Origin of the sequence: Lysinibacillus sp. RS10 (assembly GCF_041956855.1) — a bacterium.
In the GTDB taxonomy this organism is placed as follows: Bacteria; Bacillota; Bacilli; order Bacillales_A; family Planococcaceae; genus Lysinibacillus; species Lysinibacillus xylanilyticus_A.
Map to the genome: position 1 here is coordinate 2,578,761 of NZ_CP167122.1, position 19,778 is coordinate 2,598,538.

21 protein-coding genes and 1 pseudogene are annotated in these 19,778 nt (G+C 35.2%); 6 read left to right on the forward strand and 16 right to left on the reverse strand.

What is annotated here, in order from left to right; all coding sequences use genetic code 11:
• Positions 1-372: 372 nt before the first annotated feature.
• On the forward strand, positions 373-1,023 hold the full coding sequence (locus tag ACB089_RS13190) for a FusB/FusC family EF-G-binding protein (RefSeq protein WP_374966810.1): 651 nt from the start codon (positions 373-375) through the stop codon (positions 1,021-1,023).
• 67 nt (positions 1,024-1,090) lie between these two features.
• On the opposite strand, the gene ACB089_RS13195 is transcribed toward ACB089_RS13190, so the two are convergent.
• Entirely contained in the window at positions 1,091-2,401 is a 1,311-nt protein-coding gene (locus tag ACB089_RS13195) for an O-antigen polymerase (protein WP_374966811.1), read from the reverse strand.
• Positions 2,402-2,877: 476 nt separating this feature from the next.
• On the reverse strand, positions 2,878-3,423 hold the full coding sequence (locus tag ACB089_RS13200) for a GNAT family N-acetyltransferase (RefSeq protein WP_374966812.1): 546 nt from the start codon (positions 3,421-3,423) through the stop codon (positions 2,878-2,880).
• A gap of 411 nt (positions 3,424-3,834) precedes the next feature.
• Between ACB089_RS13200 and ACB089_RS13205 the strand changes: the two genes are divergently transcribed.
• Complete coding sequence (locus ACB089_RS13205) at positions 3,835-4,089, forward strand: hypothetical protein (RefSeq protein ID WP_374966813.1); 255 nt, start codon at positions 3,835-3,837, stop codon at positions 4,087-4,089.
• A 166-nt stretch (positions 4,090-4,255) separates the two neighbouring features.
• Complete coding sequence (locus ACB089_RS13210) at positions 4,256-4,585, forward strand: hypothetical protein (protein ID WP_375122108.1); 330 nt, start codon at positions 4,256-4,258, stop codon at positions 4,583-4,585.
• A 491-nt stretch (positions 4,586-5,076) separates the two neighbouring features.
• Here ACB089_RS13210 and ACB089_RS13215 read toward each other — a convergent pair whose 3' ends face one another.
• The 9 genes from ACB089_RS13215 to ACB089_RS13255 all read right to left on the reverse strand — a co-directional run bounded on the left by ACB089_RS13215 (position 5,077) and on the right by ACB089_RS13255 (position 12,338).
• Positions 5,077-5,685 (reverse strand): YpjP family protein, encoded by a 609-nt coding sequence (locus tag ACB089_RS13215; RefSeq protein WP_374966815.1) that lies wholly within the window; start codon positions 5,683-5,685, stop codon positions 5,077-5,079.
• A gap of 316 nt (positions 5,686-6,001) precedes the next feature.
• Complete coding sequence (locus ACB089_RS13220; protein ID WP_374966816.1) at positions 6,002-6,844, reverse strand: nucleotidyl transferase AbiEii/AbiGii toxin family protein; 843 nt, start codon at positions 6,842-6,844, stop codon at positions 6,002-6,004.
• A 200-nt stretch (positions 6,845-7,044) separates the two neighbouring features.
• The gene (locus tag ACB089_RS13225; RefSeq protein ID WP_374966817.1) at positions 7,045-7,704 is read right to left on the reverse strand and encodes an AroM family protein; all 660 of its coding nucleotides are present in this window, start codon (positions 7,702-7,704) and stop codon (positions 7,045-7,047) included.
• Positions 7,697-7,987: a DUF1177 family protein gene (locus ACB089_RS13230; RefSeq protein ID WP_374966818.1), complete on the reverse strand. Its 291-nt coding sequence runs from the start codon at positions 7,985-7,987 to the stop codon at positions 7,697-7,699. The genes ACB089_RS13225 and ACB089_RS13230 overlap by 8 nt, the downstream gene beginning before the upstream one ends.
• A 911-nt stretch (positions 7,988-8,898) precedes the next feature.
• On the reverse strand, positions 8,899-9,411 hold the full coding sequence (locus ACB089_RS13235; RefSeq protein WP_374966819.1) for a hypothetical protein: 513 nt from the start codon (positions 9,409-9,411) through the stop codon (positions 8,899-8,901).
• Complete coding sequence (locus tag ACB089_RS13240; protein WP_374966820.1) at positions 9,395-10,312, reverse strand: ATP-grasp domain-containing protein; 918 nt, start codon at positions 10,310-10,312, stop codon at positions 9,395-9,397. The genes ACB089_RS13235 and ACB089_RS13240 overlap by 17 nt, the downstream gene beginning before the upstream one ends.
• Positions 10,313-10,314: 2 nt before the next feature.
• The gene (locus ACB089_RS13245) at positions 10,315-10,818 is read right to left on the reverse strand and encodes an immunity 22 family protein (RefSeq protein WP_374966821.1); all 504 of its coding nucleotides are present in this window, start codon (positions 10,816-10,818) and stop codon (positions 10,315-10,317) included.
• A 312-nt stretch (positions 10,819-11,130) separates the two neighbouring features.
• Positions 11,131-11,919 carry a class I SAM-dependent methyltransferase gene (locus ACB089_RS13250; protein ID WP_374966822.1) on the reverse strand — a complete coding sequence of 263 codons (789 nt, stop codon included), beginning with the start codon at positions 11,917-11,919 and terminating at the stop codon, positions 11,131-11,133.
• Positions 11,907-12,338, reverse strand: a complete 432-nt coding sequence (locus ACB089_RS13255; protein ID WP_068986724.1) for a BrxA/BrxB family bacilliredoxin — start codon at positions 12,336-12,338, stop codon at positions 11,907-11,909. The genes ACB089_RS13250 and ACB089_RS13255 overlap by 13 nt, the downstream gene beginning before the upstream one ends.
• Before the next feature lie 397 nt (positions 12,339-12,735).
• On the opposite strand from ACB089_RS13255, the gene ACB089_RS13260 reads away from it, so the two are divergent.
• Positions 12,736-13,050 carry a hypothetical protein gene (locus ACB089_RS13260; RefSeq protein WP_068986723.1) on the forward strand — a complete coding sequence of 105 codons (315 nt, stop codon included), beginning with the start codon at positions 12,736-12,738 and terminating at the stop codon, positions 13,048-13,050.
• A 255-nt stretch (positions 13,051-13,305) separates the two neighbouring features.
• On the opposite strand, the pseudogene ACB089_RS13265 reads toward ACB089_RS13260, so the two are convergent.
• The 3 genes and pseudogenes from ACB089_RS13265 to ACB089_RS13275 form a co-directional block, all read right to left on the reverse strand.
• Positions 13,306-13,989, reverse strand: a pseudogene (locus ACB089_RS13265) (MFS transporter); the annotation flags it as partial.
• 36 nt (positions 13,990-14,025) lie between these two features.
• Complete coding sequence (locus ACB089_RS13270; RefSeq protein WP_374966823.1) at positions 14,026-14,607, reverse strand: MFS transporter; 582 nt, start codon at positions 14,605-14,607, stop codon at positions 14,026-14,028.
• A 730-nt stretch (positions 14,608-15,337) separates the two neighbouring features.
• On the reverse strand, positions 15,338-16,225 hold the full coding sequence (locus ACB089_RS13275) for a peptidase MA family metallohydrolase (RefSeq protein ID WP_374966824.1): 888 nt from the start codon (positions 16,223-16,225) through the stop codon (positions 15,338-15,340).
• A 367-nt stretch (positions 16,226-16,592) separates the two neighbouring features.
• On the opposite strand from ACB089_RS13275, the gene ACB089_RS13280 reads away from it, so the two are divergent.
• On the forward strand, positions 16,593-16,922 hold the full coding sequence (locus ACB089_RS13280) for a hypothetical protein (RefSeq protein ID WP_374966825.1): 330 nt from the start codon (positions 16,593-16,595) through the stop codon (positions 16,920-16,922).
• 46 nt (positions 16,923-16,968) lie between these two features.
• Here ACB089_RS13280 and ACB089_RS13285 read toward each other — a convergent pair whose 3' ends face one another.
• Both ACB089_RS13285 and ACB089_RS13290 read right to left on the reverse strand, forming a co-directional pair.
• Complete coding sequence (locus tag ACB089_RS13285) at positions 16,969-17,667, reverse strand: SRPBCC domain-containing protein (RefSeq protein WP_374966826.1); 699 nt, start codon at positions 17,665-17,667, stop codon at positions 16,969-16,971.
• Positions 17,654-17,980 (reverse strand): metalloregulator ArsR/SmtB family transcription factor, encoded by a 327-nt coding sequence (locus ACB089_RS13290; protein ID WP_374966827.1) that lies wholly within the window; start codon positions 17,978-17,980, stop codon positions 17,654-17,656. The genes ACB089_RS13285 and ACB089_RS13290 overlap by 14 nt, the downstream gene beginning before the upstream one ends.
• A gap of 438 nt (positions 17,981-18,418) precedes the next feature.
• Here ACB089_RS13290 and ACB089_RS13295 point away from each other — a divergent pair, with 438 nt between their 5' ends.
• Entirely contained in the window at positions 18,419-18,622 is a 204-nt protein-coding gene (locus tag ACB089_RS13295) for a translation initiation factor 2 (protein ID WP_374966828.1), read from the forward strand.
• The last annotated feature ends 1,156 nt before the right edge of the window (positions 18,623-19,778 follow it).

The following is a 19,778-nucleotide window of genomic DNA, read 5'->3' on the forward strand; positions in this document are numbered from 1 at the left end:
TCCTGTTGTTTCCTTAAATTTTCATCCCGCTCCAAACAACTAAACTTTTATCATACATAACCTGTTTCATAAAAATTCCCCCTTTCAAACCAATACTACCATTGTACCAAATTTACCAATTTATTGTATATCCAACTTTACAAAAAAATGCAAACTACTACACCTTTTTCATTTATCAACTTCCCAAAAGATGCTATTATAATAGTAGTTTTCTTTTCAAGGAGGAATCGAAATGGACGCATTCTTTTGTAATGCTTGCTCTAGACTAAACACTTTACAGGTCAAAGAGGTCTAGAAAAGTTAACATAAATTGAAGGATCTCTTTAGGCCACAAACCTTTATTAAAAGCCTAATATACAGGAGTGATTTCAAATGGAAAATCAAACAATTCAGCCGTTTCTAACGGTCGCAAACTTTAATTTACTTGAACAGCAAATGAATAAAATCATAAAAACACTTGCAACGACAAAAGATAAAGACGTCATCCTTGCCGTACACGGTATTGTTGAAAGCGAAATTACTGCAAAAGTAGCTTTGTCCGCTGTGGATGCTCAGCTAATCGAACAGCTTTTTGATGTTACAGATCGTACACAAGGTGAAGCATATTTAGAGCAATTAAAACCATATGTCATCCCATTCAAAGCACTGACTGCCAGCACACTGAAAAGCCTATTTAAAAAGGAAAAAAAGCTGAAGCTACCAAAGCTTGAAAACATGGATTTTCAACAGACATGTTATTTAGCTTGGGATGATCCTGGAACACATCGAAAATATGTCGTAATTGAACAAGATGAACAGCTAAAAGCGATTAAGGGCATTTTCTCTAACGATACAATTAAAGGAATATGTGCAATATGCAACCACCATTCCGAAGTAGGTCTATTTACTACTTCCGTAAAAGGGCAAGTCGTTGGAACGTTCACGAATTATAGTAATTACATTTGCGCAGATAGCCAACAGTGCAATCAGCATGTTACGGATATTGAAAAAACAAAAGCGTTTTTCGAGCGCATTACTCAATAAAATTAAGCCTTCTCCAATGACGGGGAAGGCTTTTTGATATCCACTTTTCAAATTTACTTACAATGACTCAAGAATTCATATTGTTAGCCCAAGCCGTCTTTTTCAAGATGACCGAAGCTGTTTTATTTTCCATATTAATAATAGACGATGCAATAATGACGAAACCAAGCATTAGTATAATGATTAAATCGAGTAGACCGGTATGCATAGACACCGTAAATACCGTAATAGTAAATGCATATGCGACAGTATGGAAACTACGAATACCTTCCTGTTTCACTTTATTGTAAATAAGTGAAATTAAAGCTCCGTATAAAAAGAAACCAATTGCCACTAATAAATAGCCGCCATCTAAAAATAATTGACCGATAAAGGTTGGTGTCGTTGTTCGGTTTTCACGTGTAATATTCTTACCCTTCTCCACACTTACGGAATTGACAACCTCCGTTACCTCCATACGAGGTGAAGTTTGCTCACCAGGTAATAACGTACTAAAGATACCTTTATGGATTTCTCCATTTAAATACCCGTTTTCCTGTGTATACTCAATAATTGTACTTAACACGATATGACCTGTTACACTCTCCTCATTTAGTGCACGTATCCATAACGGCGTTTGGTTAACCTTTTGTTCAGCCGTTAACAGGTTCTCTCTCTCGTCTTCCGTCAGTTCTACATCAGGTTGTTCCCGGTCATTGAATTCTAATGACCTATCCTCCGTTAACACACGAATAAAACTAAACATAGAGAAAGCTACTCCAATAACTAACAGCGTTGTTAAAAACCACGTTAATTTGACTCGTTTCACTACATAGTGGAAAATGATGATTCCTGTAAATAGCATAATAATTAATGGCGTTCGATAGGCCATTAACAAGAATAAAAAGAGGACGCCTGCAAAGATAGAACCATAGACGAACGCTTTTTTCCATGTCATATTCTTTTCCAAAATCATTTTATAAGATAGTAGCAATAAAACGCCAAACCATAGTAATTGACTAAAGAAGTTTAGCTTTGGATCAAGATTTCGTCTATTTGACTCATCCGAAATTCCAAGGCCGCCTTCAATAGTCATCAGTATGAAAGCACCTAAACCAAGTAACGTCAGAAACACAATAAAATGAATCACATATTTGCTTAAAAACGATAGACCAAATGAAGGAATCGTCCAATTCAGCTTGTCTATAACATACACACCTATGTAATAACAAATAACCGCTAAAATAACAGCTGGCCAAATAGATACATGTATATTGTACTGCTCAAACTTATGCCAATCAAACATACTCGTAAAGAAATAGAGTATTAAAATAAACGGTAAAAAGAAATACGGTGAAAATGTATCGATTTTATTTAATTTTCCAAATAATTTTTTCATGCCTTCCACACCCTAAGATGCTACCTCCCTAAACTTTAAATTATTCCCAAATATGTAAAACAAAAATAGTATATCATAATGATCGTTTGGTTAATATAGTTATTTATTATTTTTGTTAGTATTGTTAGAAATTCGGCTCACAATGTTTGATTGATTTCCGTTCCGACTGAGCGCTTTCCCAGGGACGTCGGATGGCTAGTGATGAAACAGCCAATAATATCCGCGAGCCAATGCTGTTTTACCGCCAATAAAAGGAGCAATCTAGGATATTCTTTCATCGACAAATAGATCATTCACATTTATCGACTTACGTAACCGTCAAAGCAAACGAGGAAAGCCACGCTCATCATATGATGCTCCTGTAGCAAATGATCCAGGACATTTCGTTTTCACATTCCTAAGTCAACCTCCTCAACGGAAGGGAATATCAACAATAACAATTCCAATGGTACTGTTAAATTGTTGATTTTTACTTTTTACAGAATTCCATGATTCTGTTCAAACTCTTGTTTTAGCATCCCATAGCAAATACCATCATGATAAGTTCCTTTTGTGAAAAGGATATTTCTTAGTTGCCCCTCTTTCACGAAACCTAATTTCTCATGCAAGCGCATCGATGGCTCATTGAAAGAGTAAACCGTTGTATTGACTTTTTGAAATGCACGCTCTGAAAAGAAAAAGCGAAGAACCATAAGAATCATTTCTTTTGCATACCCTTTACCTCTGTATGGCTCAAATACAGCTAAATAATAATCAAAAATACCATTCTTCAAATCACAATCAAAGGTTTCAATCATACCAACAATATTATTGTCTTTATCTACTGCAATAAAGCGGAATTCATCATCTTCTTCAGATAATTGTTCCTCCACCCACTCACTCATTTGATCCGCAGAGCGAGGAAAATGTATGGAATCCATATTGCGAAGAATTTCATCATCTAATAATTCAAATACAACGATATCTTCCGGTTGTATCGCTCGTAGCGTAAGATTTGGTCCTGTCCAATAACTAACTGTCATAGTTCTTTTTCCTCCATCATTCGGCTCATCACCATAGCGTGTCGTTGATTTCCGTTCCGACCGGGCGCTTTCCTGGGGGGCGTCCAGTCTTCACCCCAATCAACCTATATACATGACATATAATTTAACAAATGTCATCTACAACTTTTGGCTAAGATCCAACTATAAGTATAAATGGTTTATATACCCAGTTATTTTATAACGCTTTGAGTTTGAAAATAGTTTCATAAAAATATATTTTTTATAATTTATTCCCACTTAAGTTTTAAGTATGGGAATTCATCAAATGAGAGCACTTAGGACGATGGTAAAACTGAAATGAAATATGAGCATACATTAAATGAAGTAGAATACTTTCCAATTCGCATGGGAAAGACAGGCGCAACTGCTTGATCGAGAGCAATCAGAGAGTTGCGTAATTCTAATCGTCAGTTTGAGGAGATGGCTGCAGCTGAAGATGCGTGTAGATTGAAATTAGAAAAGGCGCAACTGGCAATTATTTCATCCCAATTAGCCAAATCTCATAAACATCAAATCCAACATTTGTTTGTTTTGTCAGCTCCCCGTGCTAGTTGCTCTGTAAAAATTAAAAACAACATCAAAATCGATGTTGTTTTTGAAATGTCATTCTCTATTTTTCTTCCCTATAGGACACGTAAGAATTGATGAGTAGAAACTTAAAATAGGTCCCCCGCTTCACAATAGTAATATCAATAATTATATTTAATAGTAAAATATTCACAAAGACTAATTTATTTAAAATACTGGCCGATATTATAATAAGTATGGTAAATACTAAAAATTCAACTAACTAGAAAGGTGGAAAACTTTTATGATTACTTCAAGAAATTCAACAACTATTCAATATTTAATGTCACGTAGATCGTATAAACAATATGGGCTCACTCAAAAAAACAGTAACGAAATTAACCGTACTCCCAAGAGTCAAGAAAGAATAAACAATGTTAATAAAATTATCGAAGAAAGTAAAACATCTAAACTCTCTAGTAAACAGATTGAAACACTTAAAAGTGCTGCTAAGGATGGTTTATTAGGCTCTAGTACGAATAAATTAGGACCATGGGGGAAGCACAACCTCCAAAAATTTTTATCAAATTCTAAGTACAATTCAACATTAAATGCTTATCGAAATTCAATATAAAATTAGTAAAATCAAAACACCATTTAACACTTTGAAGGGTGTTTTGAATACAATTAAACTTACAAGGTATTTCGTTTGGCGTTGTGCAATAAAAAAGACCAGCTTGGCTAAATTTTTTTAGCCAAGCTGGTCTTTTATCATGATCGCTTTTAAGCATCGTTGCCGTTTGTTGACGCGTTAGAGCTCCTGCAGGATTTGTATCTTTTCCATCACCTTTCATGATGCCTTCTTTAATAGCCCATTCCCATGCGCCTTTATAGTACACGCCCCTAATCTTATGGATGAAATTATCAATTTGAGTTTATTTGTAGAATCTGAGGAAATCAGAAAATAATGAATTTGGGGTACTTTTTGGGGCACCCGTTCCTTCTCTCCCTCCTCCACCCAGATCATGTGTAAATATAATAACTCAGCAAATCAGTATAAACGTTGATATCTCAATATTTACGCGCAAAAAAACACTCGTATTTTAAACGAGTGTTTCGTAACTTTTAGGATAACCACTTCGGAGGTGTATTTTTCTCCCAATAAATATCCCCTAAATTGTTGTGTGCCATAAAACTATCCTCTGCACTGTGGTAGTGGAAGTTGTAATAATAGCCTTCCTGCGGTCTTTTTTCTGTACGGACATGGAAGCGAATTAAATCCTTGCCTGTTTCATTGCTAGTAATATTAAAAATTTTTTCGCCATAATTCCCACTTGGCTTTTCTGAAATTGATAAGGATGCTAATGATGCATCGTCTAAGCTCGCTACTGTCATGGCAATTGCTTCTTCCATTTTAGGGAAGATAATGGCGTCAAATTCATTGCTAATTTTTGGGCCAATTTTTGTGCCGAACTTTATGTAGGATTGCTCTTTAGCGGCATCAACAAGCAATGACCCGTAGTCAACCGGTTCCTGATGTATCTCGGTCTTTTCTTCTATTGCTGCATTTGGTTCAGCTGCAACGGCAGTGCTTGTCCCTGGTGGTGAATCAATTGAAGAACGATTTGAAGCATTTTGATCGAATGCATCCCATATTTCATGTGTTGGCGTAATTAATCCTAATGTTAAAAACGCAACCATGATGACGATACTCTTTTTAAACCACTTTTTCATTAATTAACACCTTCTCTTTATGTACAAATTGGTAACTCTACTACTAATATATACGCACAAGCCAATAAAAGGTTTCATATTTCCATATTTCATTGTACAATATTTATGTATAAAGTGAAAACTCACTCAACATTTACTTCCTGTTATTTATAGGAAAAATGTGTCGTTTTTTAAAAGGAGGTACAAGCATGGAAATCGCAATGGGTATTGGTCTTTTATTAATGTTAGGTTATTTATCATCTTTATGCTTCACGGACTAATTTAATTTATTTTACTAAGAAAATCCGCGAACTTTACTGAGCTCGCGGACTTTTCTTTATTGCCATATCTGATATTCACAATCCCATCGTTTGAAAAATTCATCTTCATTCAACAATACTTCATAGACCGGTCTAAAGAATCGTTGCACCTGCTTTATGATATCCACAAATGCTACTGTCTGATCTGCCAATTGCTTCATGAAAAGCGGATGATTTCTTTCCAAAATTAGTCGCTGATAATCAAACATTTCTAGAATGCATTGTTGCAATACACGCCCTTCTATTTTCTGCGTTTTTAACAACGCCAAAACATCATTAAATGTTTTTATCGTCGTTTCTAGTGTTGGATATTGATACATTTCCACAAACTTTTGAGCCAAGGCAAACTCAGGTGACGCTGTTACAAGCACTGGTGAAGCTATGTCGAGTAATGGTGGAAAAACAATTGTCTTCGGTGCCAACGGAGTAATCTCTGTAAAACGAATCGTTGCTAATATGTATGTAGTGATGTGTGACAAAGTAGCGGGTATCTTCAAATGAATCATATCTTTTTTTAAAGATATTTCTATTTCACTTCCTAAAAATACAACGCCATCCTCCAGTAGTTCAATTCCACAAATCTCCTGAAATGCATGCTTCATCATGCTGATTTTTTGTGCGATAGGTTTTGCTGTTAAAGATATTTCTTGTGGCTGCTTTATGAAACCATTTGTCAAAGCAACTAGTAATAAATCTCCTCCCACCCAAAATTGATCCTGATACGAAGACACTGATAATCGATATATGAATCTCTCTTGTATATATCGTGCGACCAGTTCATCTACGTGTGCATCGTTTTCTTGAGCTACATTCATTAATTGATCAAAAACATTCATTGATATAGAGCTTTTATTTTCCATTGTCAGCCTCGCCTTTGTCAAAATTTTATTAAAATTCCTTCTTTATTATGGCGTATTTTAGAATTGGAGTAAACGGTAATAAAAACCATCCAACTTATCCCATTAATTTATTGTCAATAAAAAGACTGTAGGTAAAGCCGCGTGACATTTCCTACAGTCTGAAACGATCCCCTTTAAGTAAGGAAGAACGAACTCCATATTTATAAATATTCAAGAATAATTCTCGCAATTAAAGTACGTGGCAAAATTGTGAAAATACCACTTTCTTTTCTAACTAGCTGCTTATGTTCTTCATTGTAGCCCATACAATCTAAAATAATTAGATCGACCTGGTAATCTTTAAGGTATTGAGCGGCTGCTTTAAAGTTGGCATAATCATAAGGCGAGGCTACAGCAACAGTAATTTCATTCGTAACACCTTTCCACTTATTTTGTGTGATTCTTCTCTGTTCTTCTAGCGGAACAATTAAACCGATCTTCGGCTGATCGGCCATTGCAGCAATAACTTGTGTAACTATTCGACCAGGGTAAAAAATGGGCTTTTCACATGTTAACGTCGGAAAATCATCTGTGCATAGTATGATGACCATATCAACCTCTTGTGCTAACTTTGATAATTCATGCTGTAATAACGGCAGTAATTCTCTTTTACTAACGATTATCGATCTACCATCACGCAATCGCGAAACAGAGATATTCTTCTCTTTTTTCGCAATCACTTTGAGTAATTCCGCTTCTTTTAAAGAATCTAATGCTCCTCTTTCCACAATTTCAATTTTGTCATGAAAGAATTCTTTAAAAGTAGGGGTAATGTCTGAACGAGGCGATTGTCCGATTGTTAGTATCCCGACTTTATTCATTCGCAGCCACTCCTAAAGTTTGAAGATGTGTCTTTGAACCATATAATTTCCGCAAATGCTTACATACATTTTCATTATAAAACTTAGCTGTACCTCCCACGAATTCCTTCGCTACTTCAACAGTAACAATTTTCACAGAGTCCGTTGCCCTTTGCTCACCTTGTACCGTTTGAAAGGAGGCTTCTACCTCTCCATATTCATCAAATAGTTGTACCACTTTTTCACCATTCACTTTTAGCTGAACGAATACATCTAAAATCGTTAATGTCTGCTTAAATGCCATATTAACACCTCCACAATCATTTCCTCTGTAATTGCCTTAACTATCATAACAGCAATATTCGGTACCTTTTGTCTAAATTTTCAATCTTCTTATTATATATTAATATCTCAGTGCGTTGTAAAGGTGCTTCTATCCCCCTCCACTTTTCCATCATAGGAACTTCCATCACTTCAATACACGTTCAATTGCTCCATTACCGTGTACTATTATCTTCACCTATTGAAAATTTTGCTCATGAACCTAACGTGCTTATTGCTATTTTTCACTCAAAAATGAATGGTAAGGTTCAATGTATAGTAATTATTGTTACATATGTTCCAATAAATTGGAACATCCATCCGCCAAAACAGTTATAAAGTACTATATCAATTTCAACAACATACAAAAAAAGTAGACAAAATCTGTCTACTACTGAATGTCTGTTCGATGATTATATTCGTCGTTTCAGCCCTTCTATCCGTCATTTCAGCCAACGCTGCCCGAAAAATTAGACAAGGGGCAGCCTCGCCTTTGCGAAGCCACCCCTTTAGTATTTGATAGGTAACATTTTTGTAAATTGTAAAGTCTCAACCCAATCATCTGGGGAATGTTATCTTGAAACGTATATGTTTCATCGCCGCGGTAAAATTCCACTGTGTGCCTTCTAACTTAAGCAACGCAAACCCAACCTTCTTTTGCGTCCTTGCAGCCCCAAAGCATGCGCCAGTGTGAATAAGTATCCTCAAAAACAAAAAGTAGAATGCCAGATTACAGAAATATGCCACCTAAAATAGCACGTAATATATTATACTATAGTGAATTTGAAAAGTAAAGCTTTCATTTCATATCTTACCCATGTTGCACAGACGATAAAGTTCTGACAGTCGATTACTGATGTAACTCTTTATCCCCAATTTATTTTGCTACATCCTCTACTGTTTTCTTTTTTCCATCAAATTAAAAACTCCGTCCATATCCATTTCAAACATCACTGAGTCTTGTGAAATAGGTGCAAAATAATAGGTAACTTTTTCTGTCCCATATTCTTTCTCTAACTGCAACCACTTTTCCGTTGGTAGCAGACAAAAAGCTAAAGTATCTCCGCCGAGTGAATCCATGTACCAACGGATTTGATTATTTGGAGCCATAAAGTCCTGAATAGCTTTCAAGGTTGTGTCTCTATCGGTTCTTTCTTCATCATATGGGATTGCTTTCTTCATCCCATCTTTCATCAAGAAAATATCAACGCCCCTAGGCTTATCATTTTCAATGAGTTCAAATTTTAGATGCTCTTCTTCAGGTATGAAAGCGTTAAAATATTCAACAATAGAATCGTCAAAATCTTTCCAATCCACCCACACCAATACTTCACTACCCCAAAACCTTTCTTCTTCCGCAGATGGATTTTTCAAAAATAGCTCGATTTCTTCATATACTTGGCTCATACATAGCCTCCTTCAAAGACTTATAAAATTTTTCCACATCAACAGCATTTTCAGGTAATCCTGATACTTGCCCATCTCCAACCTCAATAATAAGCCATCGACCATCAACCGTTTTTCCTATATCGATGGAGAAAAAGTTACTGTTAAACTGACTAGCTAACTGAATAAAAATGTCCAAATTAGGTTGCCCATAATCATAAGTAACCTCTTCCCAATAATCGAGCACTTGTAAAAGCTGACGCTTAAAAAACATCAATCTATATTCTCTCGACAGCGGCATACCACTCTTAGGGTGTTCAGCTACCTTCTCTAATGAAATAAATTCACGAAAGACAATCCCACCATTGAGATCCTGACCTTGTCTCTCAATAAAATTTTTGACTACAAAATCAAGCTGTTTTTTATCAGACGCATCAGGAATAAAGCACGCGTCTTCCCACTCATGCTTTCTTGATTTCACGTAGTCCTTAATGAGAATCGGTTGTTGATGGAATTCAGCAACACTCTCATAGATACTATTGTAATCTTGATGAACAGCATCTATCTCAAGCCATCTACTTTTAGGGGTGTAATCTTTAATAATTGGATAGGAGTTTGGAAAGTAATGACAAGCTACATATTGCGTGGGGTCATTAATAAGCTCCAAGTTTTTCTTTAGCAACCCTTGATATAACTTTTCATAATGTTCAGGACTCAACATCCAGCCACGGTAAATGACCGTTTCCAGCGTATGCGAAGGCTCAATTAGACGTAATGCTTGCTTCACTTTATGATCTAATACGTCTTCGAGATGAACGAAATCAACCTTAAACCCAAGCGATTTCGCTGTATTCATTTCTAATTCATAATCAACATCAACAGATTGTCTGTTTAAAGGATCACTACAAAAAAGAATTCTCATGGCTATCCCCTTTCATCATCGAAATCAATCTTACCAATAAAGTCAATCTGGCATGTATCATGATTGACAGTTGAAATCTGCCCATCATAATCAACACCGTACAATAAAATAATCGTATTGTATGGTGTCGATAATTCATTTCCTACCATTGAAATAAATCTTTCTTTAAATTGCTCAGAATAAGAGAAATCATCATTGATTAATTGATGAAGATTAATAGTAGATGACTCATAACAAACAGCTTCACAAAAATCTTCATCAAAGGTTAAGCCGAAATCATATTCAAATTGATTGTAAAATTCATCATATAGCTCTTTAAATTCAACTTCACAAGCGCGGTGTAGATTTTGCGGTAAGAAAAGCTGCTCTAGCTTTTGGGAGAACTCTTCATCTGTCTCGTCCTCACGCTGGTACACCGTGGCAAGATAGTGATTAAGCTGTTCATCATTTTTAAAATGGCCAACCCAAATCGATACATACCCGCTATTTTCTTCGTAGTAAATCATTGCTTCACTTCCTTACCTAAATATGTATATTAATCTCCTATTGCACAACATGAAGGTATTTAATGTAAAACTACCTCGTTTTAAGGGAATAGTAACATTCCAAATAAAATAACAACCCATTACTGTTTCATATTACCATATTATCAATTATGCCTCGTCAAAATTGCGTCTAGAATTGATTTTGTACTTGATCACTCAGGCGTTTTCACAGGATGTGAATCTCTTAAATGTTTGGACACACGCTGAAAGAAGTTAATATTTAGATAAAAAATAGAGGCAAGTTCAAAATGAACAAGCCTCTTAAAAATATTTCTACACATTCAGAACACCATAATGAAACTTCGCAGTTGTTCTTTCAAATTGTTTAAATTGATATTTAGCAAACCATTCTGAGCGAAAATGAGCCTTTAACACAACCCGTTTTCTCGCCACTCGCTTCCCCTCACTTACCCAATCATCCGTTAATGTCACATGTTCCCCAGCTAATCGTAATGCCTCAAAATTATTCGCTTCTTCAATAATCTCTTCAAACATCGGATCCATATACACGACATCAAAAGCATTGTCTGGTAAAGTCTTCAAATAGCTAATCGCTTCAGCATGCACCACTTCAATTTGGCGCATACATGCAGTTAACGGCAGCTCAGTCGTATCATAGGATTGCATCCCCTGCTCAACAATAAATGCCACATTAGGATTCGCTTCCAACCCAACAACTCTGCCCGCTTCGCCAACTGTATAGGCCGCCAACATAGCATCCGCAGCAAGTCCCAGCGTACAATCAAGCACAGAATCCCCTATTTCAAGCTGTGCCGCTTCTAAAAACGGCTCCGCTTCTCCACGAGCTACACGTTTTAAGCGAAAAGCTGCAGAATTCGGGTGAAAGAAAAACGGCTCATTCGCGCCAAAAGCATAATATTCAAAACGATTTTTCCCCGCAACGATCACATGCGCATGCAATTCCTGAGAAATCTTCCGAACAGAACGCTTTTTCCTTGGCTCAAACGAAGCACTTAATTGTTCACATGCAAAAGCAGCGAGCGCCAACGATAAATCGTCTGGTCTGCCCGCTGTCGTAACAATGGTTTTTACTTTTCGCATGTTTGCTCTAAAACACCTGTTAAATGTGTAACAATCTGCTCCACAGGGAATCCTTCAATTTGCTCGCGCGGAATGAAGTAAGCCAATTCCCCATCCTTTAAAATCGCCATCGATGGTGAGCTTGGTGGTACATCCTCAAAAAAGCTACGCATCGCAACAGTCGCCTCAGGATCCTGACCCGCAAAAACCGTCACAAGATGATCCGGCTTCACCGCCGCCACTGCCTCACGAGCTGCCGGACGCGCCAACCCAGCCGCACAACCACAAACCGAGTTAATCACAACCAAGGAAGTCCCCTTCGCCTCTGCCATAAATTCATTCACCGCATCAGCAGTAGTCAGCTCCGTAAAGCCAGCCTCCACTAACTCCTCACGCATCGGCTTCACTACCTGTTTCATATATTCATCGTAAGCGTTCATGTTTTTACCCTCTTTCATATGTATTCGCAAAGCTTATTATAGCAAGGTTTCTCACGAATGTACAAAGACTTGCCTTTTGCCTGATTTCATGGGTTTTCGGGGGAAATGTGACTTTTTCGTGATAAAAAATGGATTTTAATACATACTAACGATTTAGCAGATAATAATTTAATAGGTAATAATTATAGTTTTCTATTTTTATATTATTTTACGGTCAAGTCTCTAAAATAATCACTCACACTTCTCCACAGGTTGTAATAGTTAGTCGTTATGAATAGCTTTATTTACTTTTCCGCGAACGTTTATATTTCGGCAAGTATTAAAATTATTTTGTGATCAAATAGAATTCTATTAATATGTAATTGTACATAAATTTATTACAAGGAGTTAAAGAATCATGGAAACACTAATTACGAATGAGAGAACTTATAAAATTAAGTTTATTCCATTTGAAGACAAATGTGGGCTAAATGAAGACGGAACATATGAAATTGCCTACAGTGGTCACAATATTGAAATTCATTTCAATGAAGAAATATTTGATGGAAGAATATATGAAGAGTCACAAAATAAAATCTCTTTTTATTCTATCCCTTACTCCTTTTTTAGAGAAGATATAGAAAGGGTAAAGAAATATTTTCAGGAAAAGCATGAAATACAGGAATTTTATTATCTTGACATAGACAGCGATGAAGGTTATATAAAATTTTAATAATGAATTAAAAATGACCAAGACGGCATTTATGACCTGGGTTTTAACATTTATTTAGAAGTACCACGTATTGTAGCAAAACTTAATTTACCTGCTAAAATAGCACTTCCAACAATTTGTTTAGCTTCATGCAAGGTGTTACTCCATCCACTATTAAAACGCCAACCATTTTAGGTTGAATTCGCCTGCTTAGAAACATAAATAAACCGCAAAGCCTTTTTAAAGAAACGCTTTGCGGCTGATTTATCCCTTGTTTTAAGATTTTTGGACTAGAACCTCTTTTGCTAGAACCCCTTCTTTTCCTACCTCCCCCTCTTTTTCTAACATTTCTCCTTTTGTATCGTTTTCAAAAGTATCGTACATTTTCTCTTTAATGAATAATGCAGGAATTAACCCCATGAATGCATAAGAAATACCTAACACAGCTAGTCCAAATCCAATTGATTGTGTAGTAGCGATAATTCCAATAAGGATAGGAGCTAAAGCAGCACCTATTCTTCCCGTATTATAAGCCGCACCTACAGCAGTTCCTCTAATATGAGTCGGGAAGCTTTCACTTAAATAAGTAGCATTTACACCATACGGCGCTCCATATACGAAACCTAGAACAGTCATTAAAATAATGATGTTTCCTGGTGATTGATAAAAATATATGACTGGTAGCATGACCGCTGTAGATAATCCTGCAATCACGAAAACCCCACGACGACCAATTACATTAGCAACCCAACCAGCAAGTGCTTTACCAAGAATCGAAGCTGTATATGTTCCAATTAAATAACCTGTCATTTCTTTGAAATTAAAGCCTAATTCTTTAACTATATACGTCGGTAACCATGTACCTACTCCGTAATAGCCGAATTGCAATAGAGAAGAAGTTGCAATCCATAATAGAAAGATTGTAAAAACTTTCTTATCCCTAAACAACGCAAGCCATTCATTTGATTTCTTAACTTTAGATGTCTTAGCTTGTTCTTAAGCCAATCTCCAGCCGGTAGGTTCAGGTACTTTTACTCGAATATAGATCGCCACAATAACCGGGAAGATTGAAATTAAGAATAATGGTCTCCAACCATATTCAGGTAGAATCGCGCCCGCTAATAAAACAGCGACTAAATATCCTAATGAATAGGAAGAACCTAATACGCCCATAATAGTTGCTCTATTTTTAATTTTTACATATTCAGCCATTAACATTGTGGCTAATGAATATTCAGCCCCCATACCAATTGCTGATATGAAACGAACAATAATAAATTGTTCATATGTTTGTACAAAAGCTAAGAGAGCGGTTCCAACTGAGAATAATACCATCATATAGGTCATCATTTTAACGCGGCCAAAGCGGTCAGATAACCAACCTCCTAAGATTCCACCAAGTGCCATCCCTAATAGAGAGAATGTACTGATCCAACCAGCAGCCTTGGTATCTAAGACGAATTCGTCAATTAGGCTAGGCATCACCAATGACAACATTTGGATATCCATACCATCAACTGTTAAACCTATAAAACTAGCTACAAATACAATTTTCCATAGATTTGAGTTCTTTTCCATAACATATCTCCTTCCGCATCCCTAGATTGTTTTGAAAGAATTATCTACAAGCAAAATGAAGATACTGCATAGATCGTTTTGGAAAAAAAGGTATATAGTATTGTTTTCTAGTTTAGAATGTCAAGTAGAGGGAATATACATAGATGCGGAAGATTCTTATGAAGATTGAACATCTCCTACTTGTTTAACCGCGAATTATAGTTTTTAATTTATTTGGAAACTGACGACACCAAAACAATTTATACGGTATTTATTACCTCCATTTAAATAATTATACATTTTACTGAATTATTTAACAATTCGAAATGTTAAGTTTCATCAGAATCAATAGCAACCAGGAGAGTATTGTAACAGTTGATCAATTTGGTCATATTAGAGCCATTAAAGAAATCGTAGTTACTATAACTACTCACATCGAAAATACTAATTTAACCGCTTATTGTATTGTTATTGTTAAAGTAGGTGCTGCAGAGGGTAACTTTATTTATTTTCGTTTGAGCTTTAAATTTGCTCCGCTTCAGTTTCTTTTTTATGGAACGCTCCATTCGATTCATTCTCTACCAAACTCTGGACCTATCGGCTACTAGAACATGCCGGCCTTCTTCAGTATCTAATGTTCCTGAGATACTTCTCACCCGTAATCTAATCCTTTATCATTTAATTGGCTGTTTGATGCAGTTTTCAAAGCATAATAAAAAGCCTTACCGTGCTAGTGATAAGGCTCGTCAAACTAATCTTTTGTAAAATACTTTGGATCAATTTGATCAATAAGTGAAGAAGATAAATAAGAATAATTCATCATTTTTATTTTCTCTTTATTTGTTGGTTCTTGACTATTTTTTATAAAACCTATCCAATCCTTTTCTATCTCACTAATATTTTCCCCATATACTTCCTCTATTTTTTCACCTACATTCTTTTTGTTGTATATCTTTTCAAACTTTTCTAACCCATAAGTGTCAATTAAATATTTAGTAAATGAAGCTGAATGAATATAGCTCATCATCATAAGGGTTTCCCCTGTTTGGCTTGTAAGGTCTGGTCGAAAATAGGAATCGTCTTGATTTGGATCTATTAAATTGCTAATTGGTATTAATTTATTTGTATCGATAAAAGACTTCACAAACTGATGGGAATATGAGTTTATTTTCCCATACTTATCTTCCATATAAGTAGCAAAACCCTCTGGCGTAAAGTAGCCATAGCCACTGCTTTTTTCAAAATTGATACCATAACCAAGTAAAGAATGTGTCAGTTCATGAACAAGTGGATAATGGTCTTGTCTAGTACCATATAGTAGGATTTTCGATCTCAGACCCCATGATATTTCATTTCCTTCATTGAGATATACATTTATTCTCTCAGATGGAACATAATCAGTATGAATTGAATCTTGAATATCATCATAGGCAGTAAGGATTTCGTCTTTTATTGATTCTACTTTTTCTTGAGGAACCTTAATATTATTAACAATCTCAAAGGTTATTTTTCCATCCGGTGTAACCACAATATTTTCATTATTTTTTTCTTCTTCTTTTTCTTTAGGAACAACTGTATCCTGAGTACAAGCTGTTAATAAGAATACTAATATAAGAAAGAAGCCTCTAAACTTTTTCATTTTTACCCCCAGAAAAAATAGTATTTTCCAATTTATACGGACGTAAAATGCGAAAGTTTCATTTTTTTAAATATTATAAAAATAAAATGTAACAAAAAGTTAATCAAACAAATAAAAAGTAGGGGTTGGTTTGTATACCAATTACCCTACTCATTTATTTTTATTGATTTTAGTCTTTGATCCTAATCTCTTAAAAATATGTGCCGGCCAAGTTCATACCACCGATGTTATTACTTCCCATTGTTATGGTAGCTTGTGTATCTTTGCTATTTATAAATACTTTACATCGTTTATAATGTAGGTTGAATAATCATTAACCAGATTTTTACACAAATTCAGTGAAGAATTAAAAAAACAGGAGGTATTTATGAATATCGACTTATTAGTAAATTATCCAGAACATATAGAAGATATAGCAAAATTAGTCTATAAGGAATTTGTTGTACCAACTAGCAGTAAGAAAACATATGAAGAAGTGGTCGATTTTTTTAAAGAAACATATGCAAATGAACTCCCAATTACTTTCATAGCGAATGTAGATGGTCAATGTGTAGGAACAGTATCTGTATTTGAAAACGATTGGAAAGAAAGACCTCAGTATAAACCTTGGTTAGCATCTTTCAATGCTTCATACCTTTCTGCTTTCCAGCAAAAAAATTGTTGCAGCAGGAGAGTAACATTCGTAAAAATCATTTAAATCCAAATAGACATTTGCAGGTTTTCTAATTACTTTTAATTTAATACTAATAAGGTACAGGATAAATATCTACAAGACAATTTACCCGTGACTTTTCATTTTTTCTTTCTATTGTTAAGGTAACATTGCCATTAACATTTTTTGTATTCAATGTTCTTTCAAATGATTCATATCCTCCGATTTCTTCTCCATCTATTTCTAGTATAATATCCTCAGGTTTAATTCCAGCAGCTGCAGCGACTGAATCTTCCTTCACCTGTAAAACTCTTGTACCTCTGCCCCCATCGATTGATGTGTGTGCAATACCAATCCACGATTTCCAAAACTTTGCACGATTATCAGTACCAGTTTCATAAACACTCTTGAGATTTTCTAAGAATTGACTTGTACCAAATAACATATTTTCCTTTGTAGATTGATTCATTTCACCAAGAAAGGAAGCCTGATATTCAATACTCACTAGAATACCATTTTCAACTTTTTCTAAAGAAGTAATGGTAGTAAAATCCTTATCAAGGCTCTGAAGTACAAAGCGTTTCATCGCATCTATTTCTATGAATACCCCCTCAGAGGTTGCCCCCCAGCCATGATTCATATAACCTCTTCCGCCAATACGAAATTCTATCTCAGCATTTTTTGTATACCAAAGGTTTAAATGCTCAGGCTTAGTCAATGCATCCCAAACTTGCTTCAAAGGTGCATTAACAACAATTTCTCTCTTTATAGAATCCTTACTCTTCTTCATCTCGAAACTCTCCCTTTTCCACATAATTTTTTAGACTTACGAGCTGATCATCAAGTAGTTCTCCGATGTATTGAAGTATTTCATGACTGGCGATTTGGAGTATATTGAGATTTATTGAATAGATACGATACTTCCCATTCAAGCTCTCCGAAATAATTCCTTCCTCCAATAAAATATTCAAGTGCTTTTTAATTCCTGGTTGAGAGATATCAAATGCTTCAACTATCTCTTTTTGGGTTTTGCTTCCCTGTTTAAGCATACTTAATATCTGGCGTCGCGTTGAATCACCTAATGCTCGATAAACATTTGGCATGATCATTCCCTCACTTTTTACATAACTGTTCGGTTATACAAAATATAAATATTCCCGAAAACAACGTCAATACTTTTCTGAAAAATAAAAAAATTATACTTATACTTACACCTGTTCGTTCGTTGCTCCCCCCATTTCTTCCATATTGTTCAGTAACCACTCGGCCCGTTATGTAAATTACTTAACTACAGTCAACTTAAACTCATCTACCGTACAGCTCTGTTGAATATCAGATGATATCTCAGTTCAATTACAGTGGAATAAACCCCTAATTTCCCTACAGGATTGCCTCATATGAATAAATTTTTTCTTTTCATTTTTTCAACGTGAAGCATATGATACAATATCGGACTTATTCAGAAGGAGGGATGGAACATTAATAACAGTAATGGTAATTCGAGTCAATCCAATGATTCTCTTGAGATTTATGCAGCCAAGTTGTCCTATATCGGCGCAGCTATTTCTACATTAGGAGATGGAATTCAAACAATCGGTGCTGGTCTAGCATTAGAGGCGTTAAGAAATTCCAATACCCAAAATTCTCAAAATGATGCGAAACAATCCTTGCAGAAAGATAATATGCAAAAACAGATTGATCATCTTATTTACGAATTAAAGCAAATAAAAAAAATAATCAAATAATGTACATACAATATTTGATTATTTTTTCGTCGTTTAAAAGTAAAAAAGGAGTGTTTTTCTTGGAAAACAACTTAACTGACATACCAGATGTTCTAAATATCATTAATGAAGCTTTTTGACAACTTAAAATTAAAATAAAAAATTTTTAGGCATTTAACGTTTCTAGTTAAAACATTAATTCTTAGCCAATCGGAATAATCCAATTGGCTTTTTACAGTTTTTATTACTACAAAAAAACGTACTGTGTTCAAATGAAATGTCAAAATGAATCTTTTTTAACTATCTTTCGTAAATACATTAATAACAATTTCTATGGAGGTACCTAATGAAGGATTTTATTAAAGGGGTTTTAGCAGTAATTTTAGCTTTAGCTTTATGGGATGGAATTAAATACATATGGAATCTTCTTGTTTAAACGTCGAGAAAAATCCAATTTTCGGTTTTCTATTTATTTTAATAAATGATATCTGAGGCATGCCATATCCCATTGGCGAGAGTTTAAGTATTTTAATTGAACGCTAATTTTTAGGATATAAAACTAGCAAGCGCATCGTACTGATTTTGATTAAGGCTAACCAACCATTTTCTGCCTGCTTGACGAGAGCGAAACATACTCGTAAATGTCTAATGAATTTGTTGACATTTACCTATTTTTGTTTTATATTTACAATATCCATGTGCTGTTTAACAGGTAACTGTTAAGCAGCTTTTTGTTTAATTCAAGAATACGCCGCGCTTAATCACTGCACCATTAGCTATGATGGTTAACTCACATATCGCACAAAACAAAACTCCTACTATTTTGAACTTGTCCAACCTCTAGCATATAAAGATCATTCAACTAACCACTCCACCTTCTGAACCGCCACTTGCCCTCTAAAACCAAGCGTCCTTACATTTAGCACCTCAACTGTTGAAGGCTATTCATAACCTTACCCACTTCCTTGTCATTAATTTTCTAACTAGCCTGTAGTGCTTCTAAACTACAAATAATGTCATAGGCCTTTCAATGGCTACATAGTAATCTTACATAGCCTTCATTCCGTACATCATGGTAGCCGTTGCAGCTTGTCCGTCTGTGCATGAATATTGGCATATCAATTGTGTTTGATTCTTTTTCGTACTTAGAAATACGGCTACGATGTAATTTGTCTGT

Coding starts and splice junctions, on each gene's coding strand:
- ACB089_RS13210 (WP_375122108.1), top strand. CDS start 4,256: ATGATTACTTCAAGAAATTCAACAACTATTCAATATTTAATGTCACGT.
- ACB089_RS13190 (WP_374966810.1), top strand. CDS start 373: ATGGAAAATCAAACAATTCAGCCGTTTCTAACGGTCGCAAACTTTAAT.
- ACB089_RS13220 (WP_374966816.1), bottom strand. CDS start 6,844: ATGGAAAATAAAAGCTCTATATCAATGAATGTTTTTGATCAATTAATG.
- ACB089_RS13240 (WP_374966820.1), bottom strand. CDS start 10,312: ATGAGAATTCTTTTTTGTAGTGATCCTTTAAACAGACAATCTGTTGAT.
- ACB089_RS13230 (WP_374966818.1), bottom strand. CDS start 7,987: ATGGCATTTAAGCAGACATTAACGATTTTAGATGTATTCGTTCAGCTA.
- ACB089_RS13260 (WP_068986723.1), top strand. CDS start 12,736: ATGGAAACACTAATTACGAATGAGAGAACTTATAAAATTAAGTTTATT.
- ACB089_RS13195 (WP_374966811.1), bottom strand. CDS start 2,401: ATGAAAAAATTATTTGGAAAATTAAATAAAATCGATACATTTTCACCG.
- ACB089_RS13235 (WP_374966819.1), bottom strand. CDS start 9,411: ATGAGCCAAGTATATGAAGAAATCGAGCTATTTTTGAAAAATCCATCT.
- ACB089_RS13280 (WP_374966825.1), top strand. CDS start 16,593: ATGAATATCGACTTATTAGTAAATTATCCAGAACATATAGAAGATATA.
- ACB089_RS13255 (WP_068986724.1), bottom strand. CDS start 12,338: ATGAACGCTTACGATGAATATATGAAACAGGTAGTGAAGCCGATGCGT.
- ACB089_RS13290 (WP_374966827.1), bottom strand. CDS start 17,980: ATGCCAAATGTTTATCGAGCATTAGGTGATTCAACGCGACGCCAGATA.
- ACB089_RS13245 (WP_374966821.1), bottom strand. CDS start 10,818: ATGATTTACTACGAAGAAAATAGCGGGTATGTATCGATTTGGGTTGGC.
- ACB089_RS13270 (WP_374966823.1), bottom strand. CDS start 14,607: ATGGAAAAGAACTCAAATCTATGGAAAATTGTATTTGTAGCTAGTTTT.
- ACB089_RS13225 (WP_374966817.1), bottom strand. CDS start 7,704: ATGAATAAAGTCGGGATACTAACAATCGGACAATCGCCTCGTTCAGAC.
- ACB089_RS13215 (WP_374966815.1), bottom strand. CDS start 5,685: ATGAAAAAGTGGTTTAAAAAGAGTATCGTCATCATGGTTGCGTTTTTA.
- ACB089_RS13285 (WP_374966826.1), bottom strand. CDS start 17,667: ATGAAGAAGAGTAAGGATTCTATAAAGAGAGAAATTGTTGTTAATGCA.
- ACB089_RS13275 (WP_374966824.1), bottom strand. CDS start 16,225: ATGAAAAAGTTTAGAGGCTTCTTTCTTATATTAGTATTCTTATTAACA.
- ACB089_RS13200 (WP_374966812.1), bottom strand. CDS start 3,423: ATGACAGTTAGTTATTGGACAGGACCAAATCTTACGCTACGAGCGATA.
- ACB089_RS13250 (WP_374966822.1), bottom strand. CDS start 11,919: ATGCGAAAAGTAAAAACCATTGTTACGACAGCGGGCAGACCAGACGAT.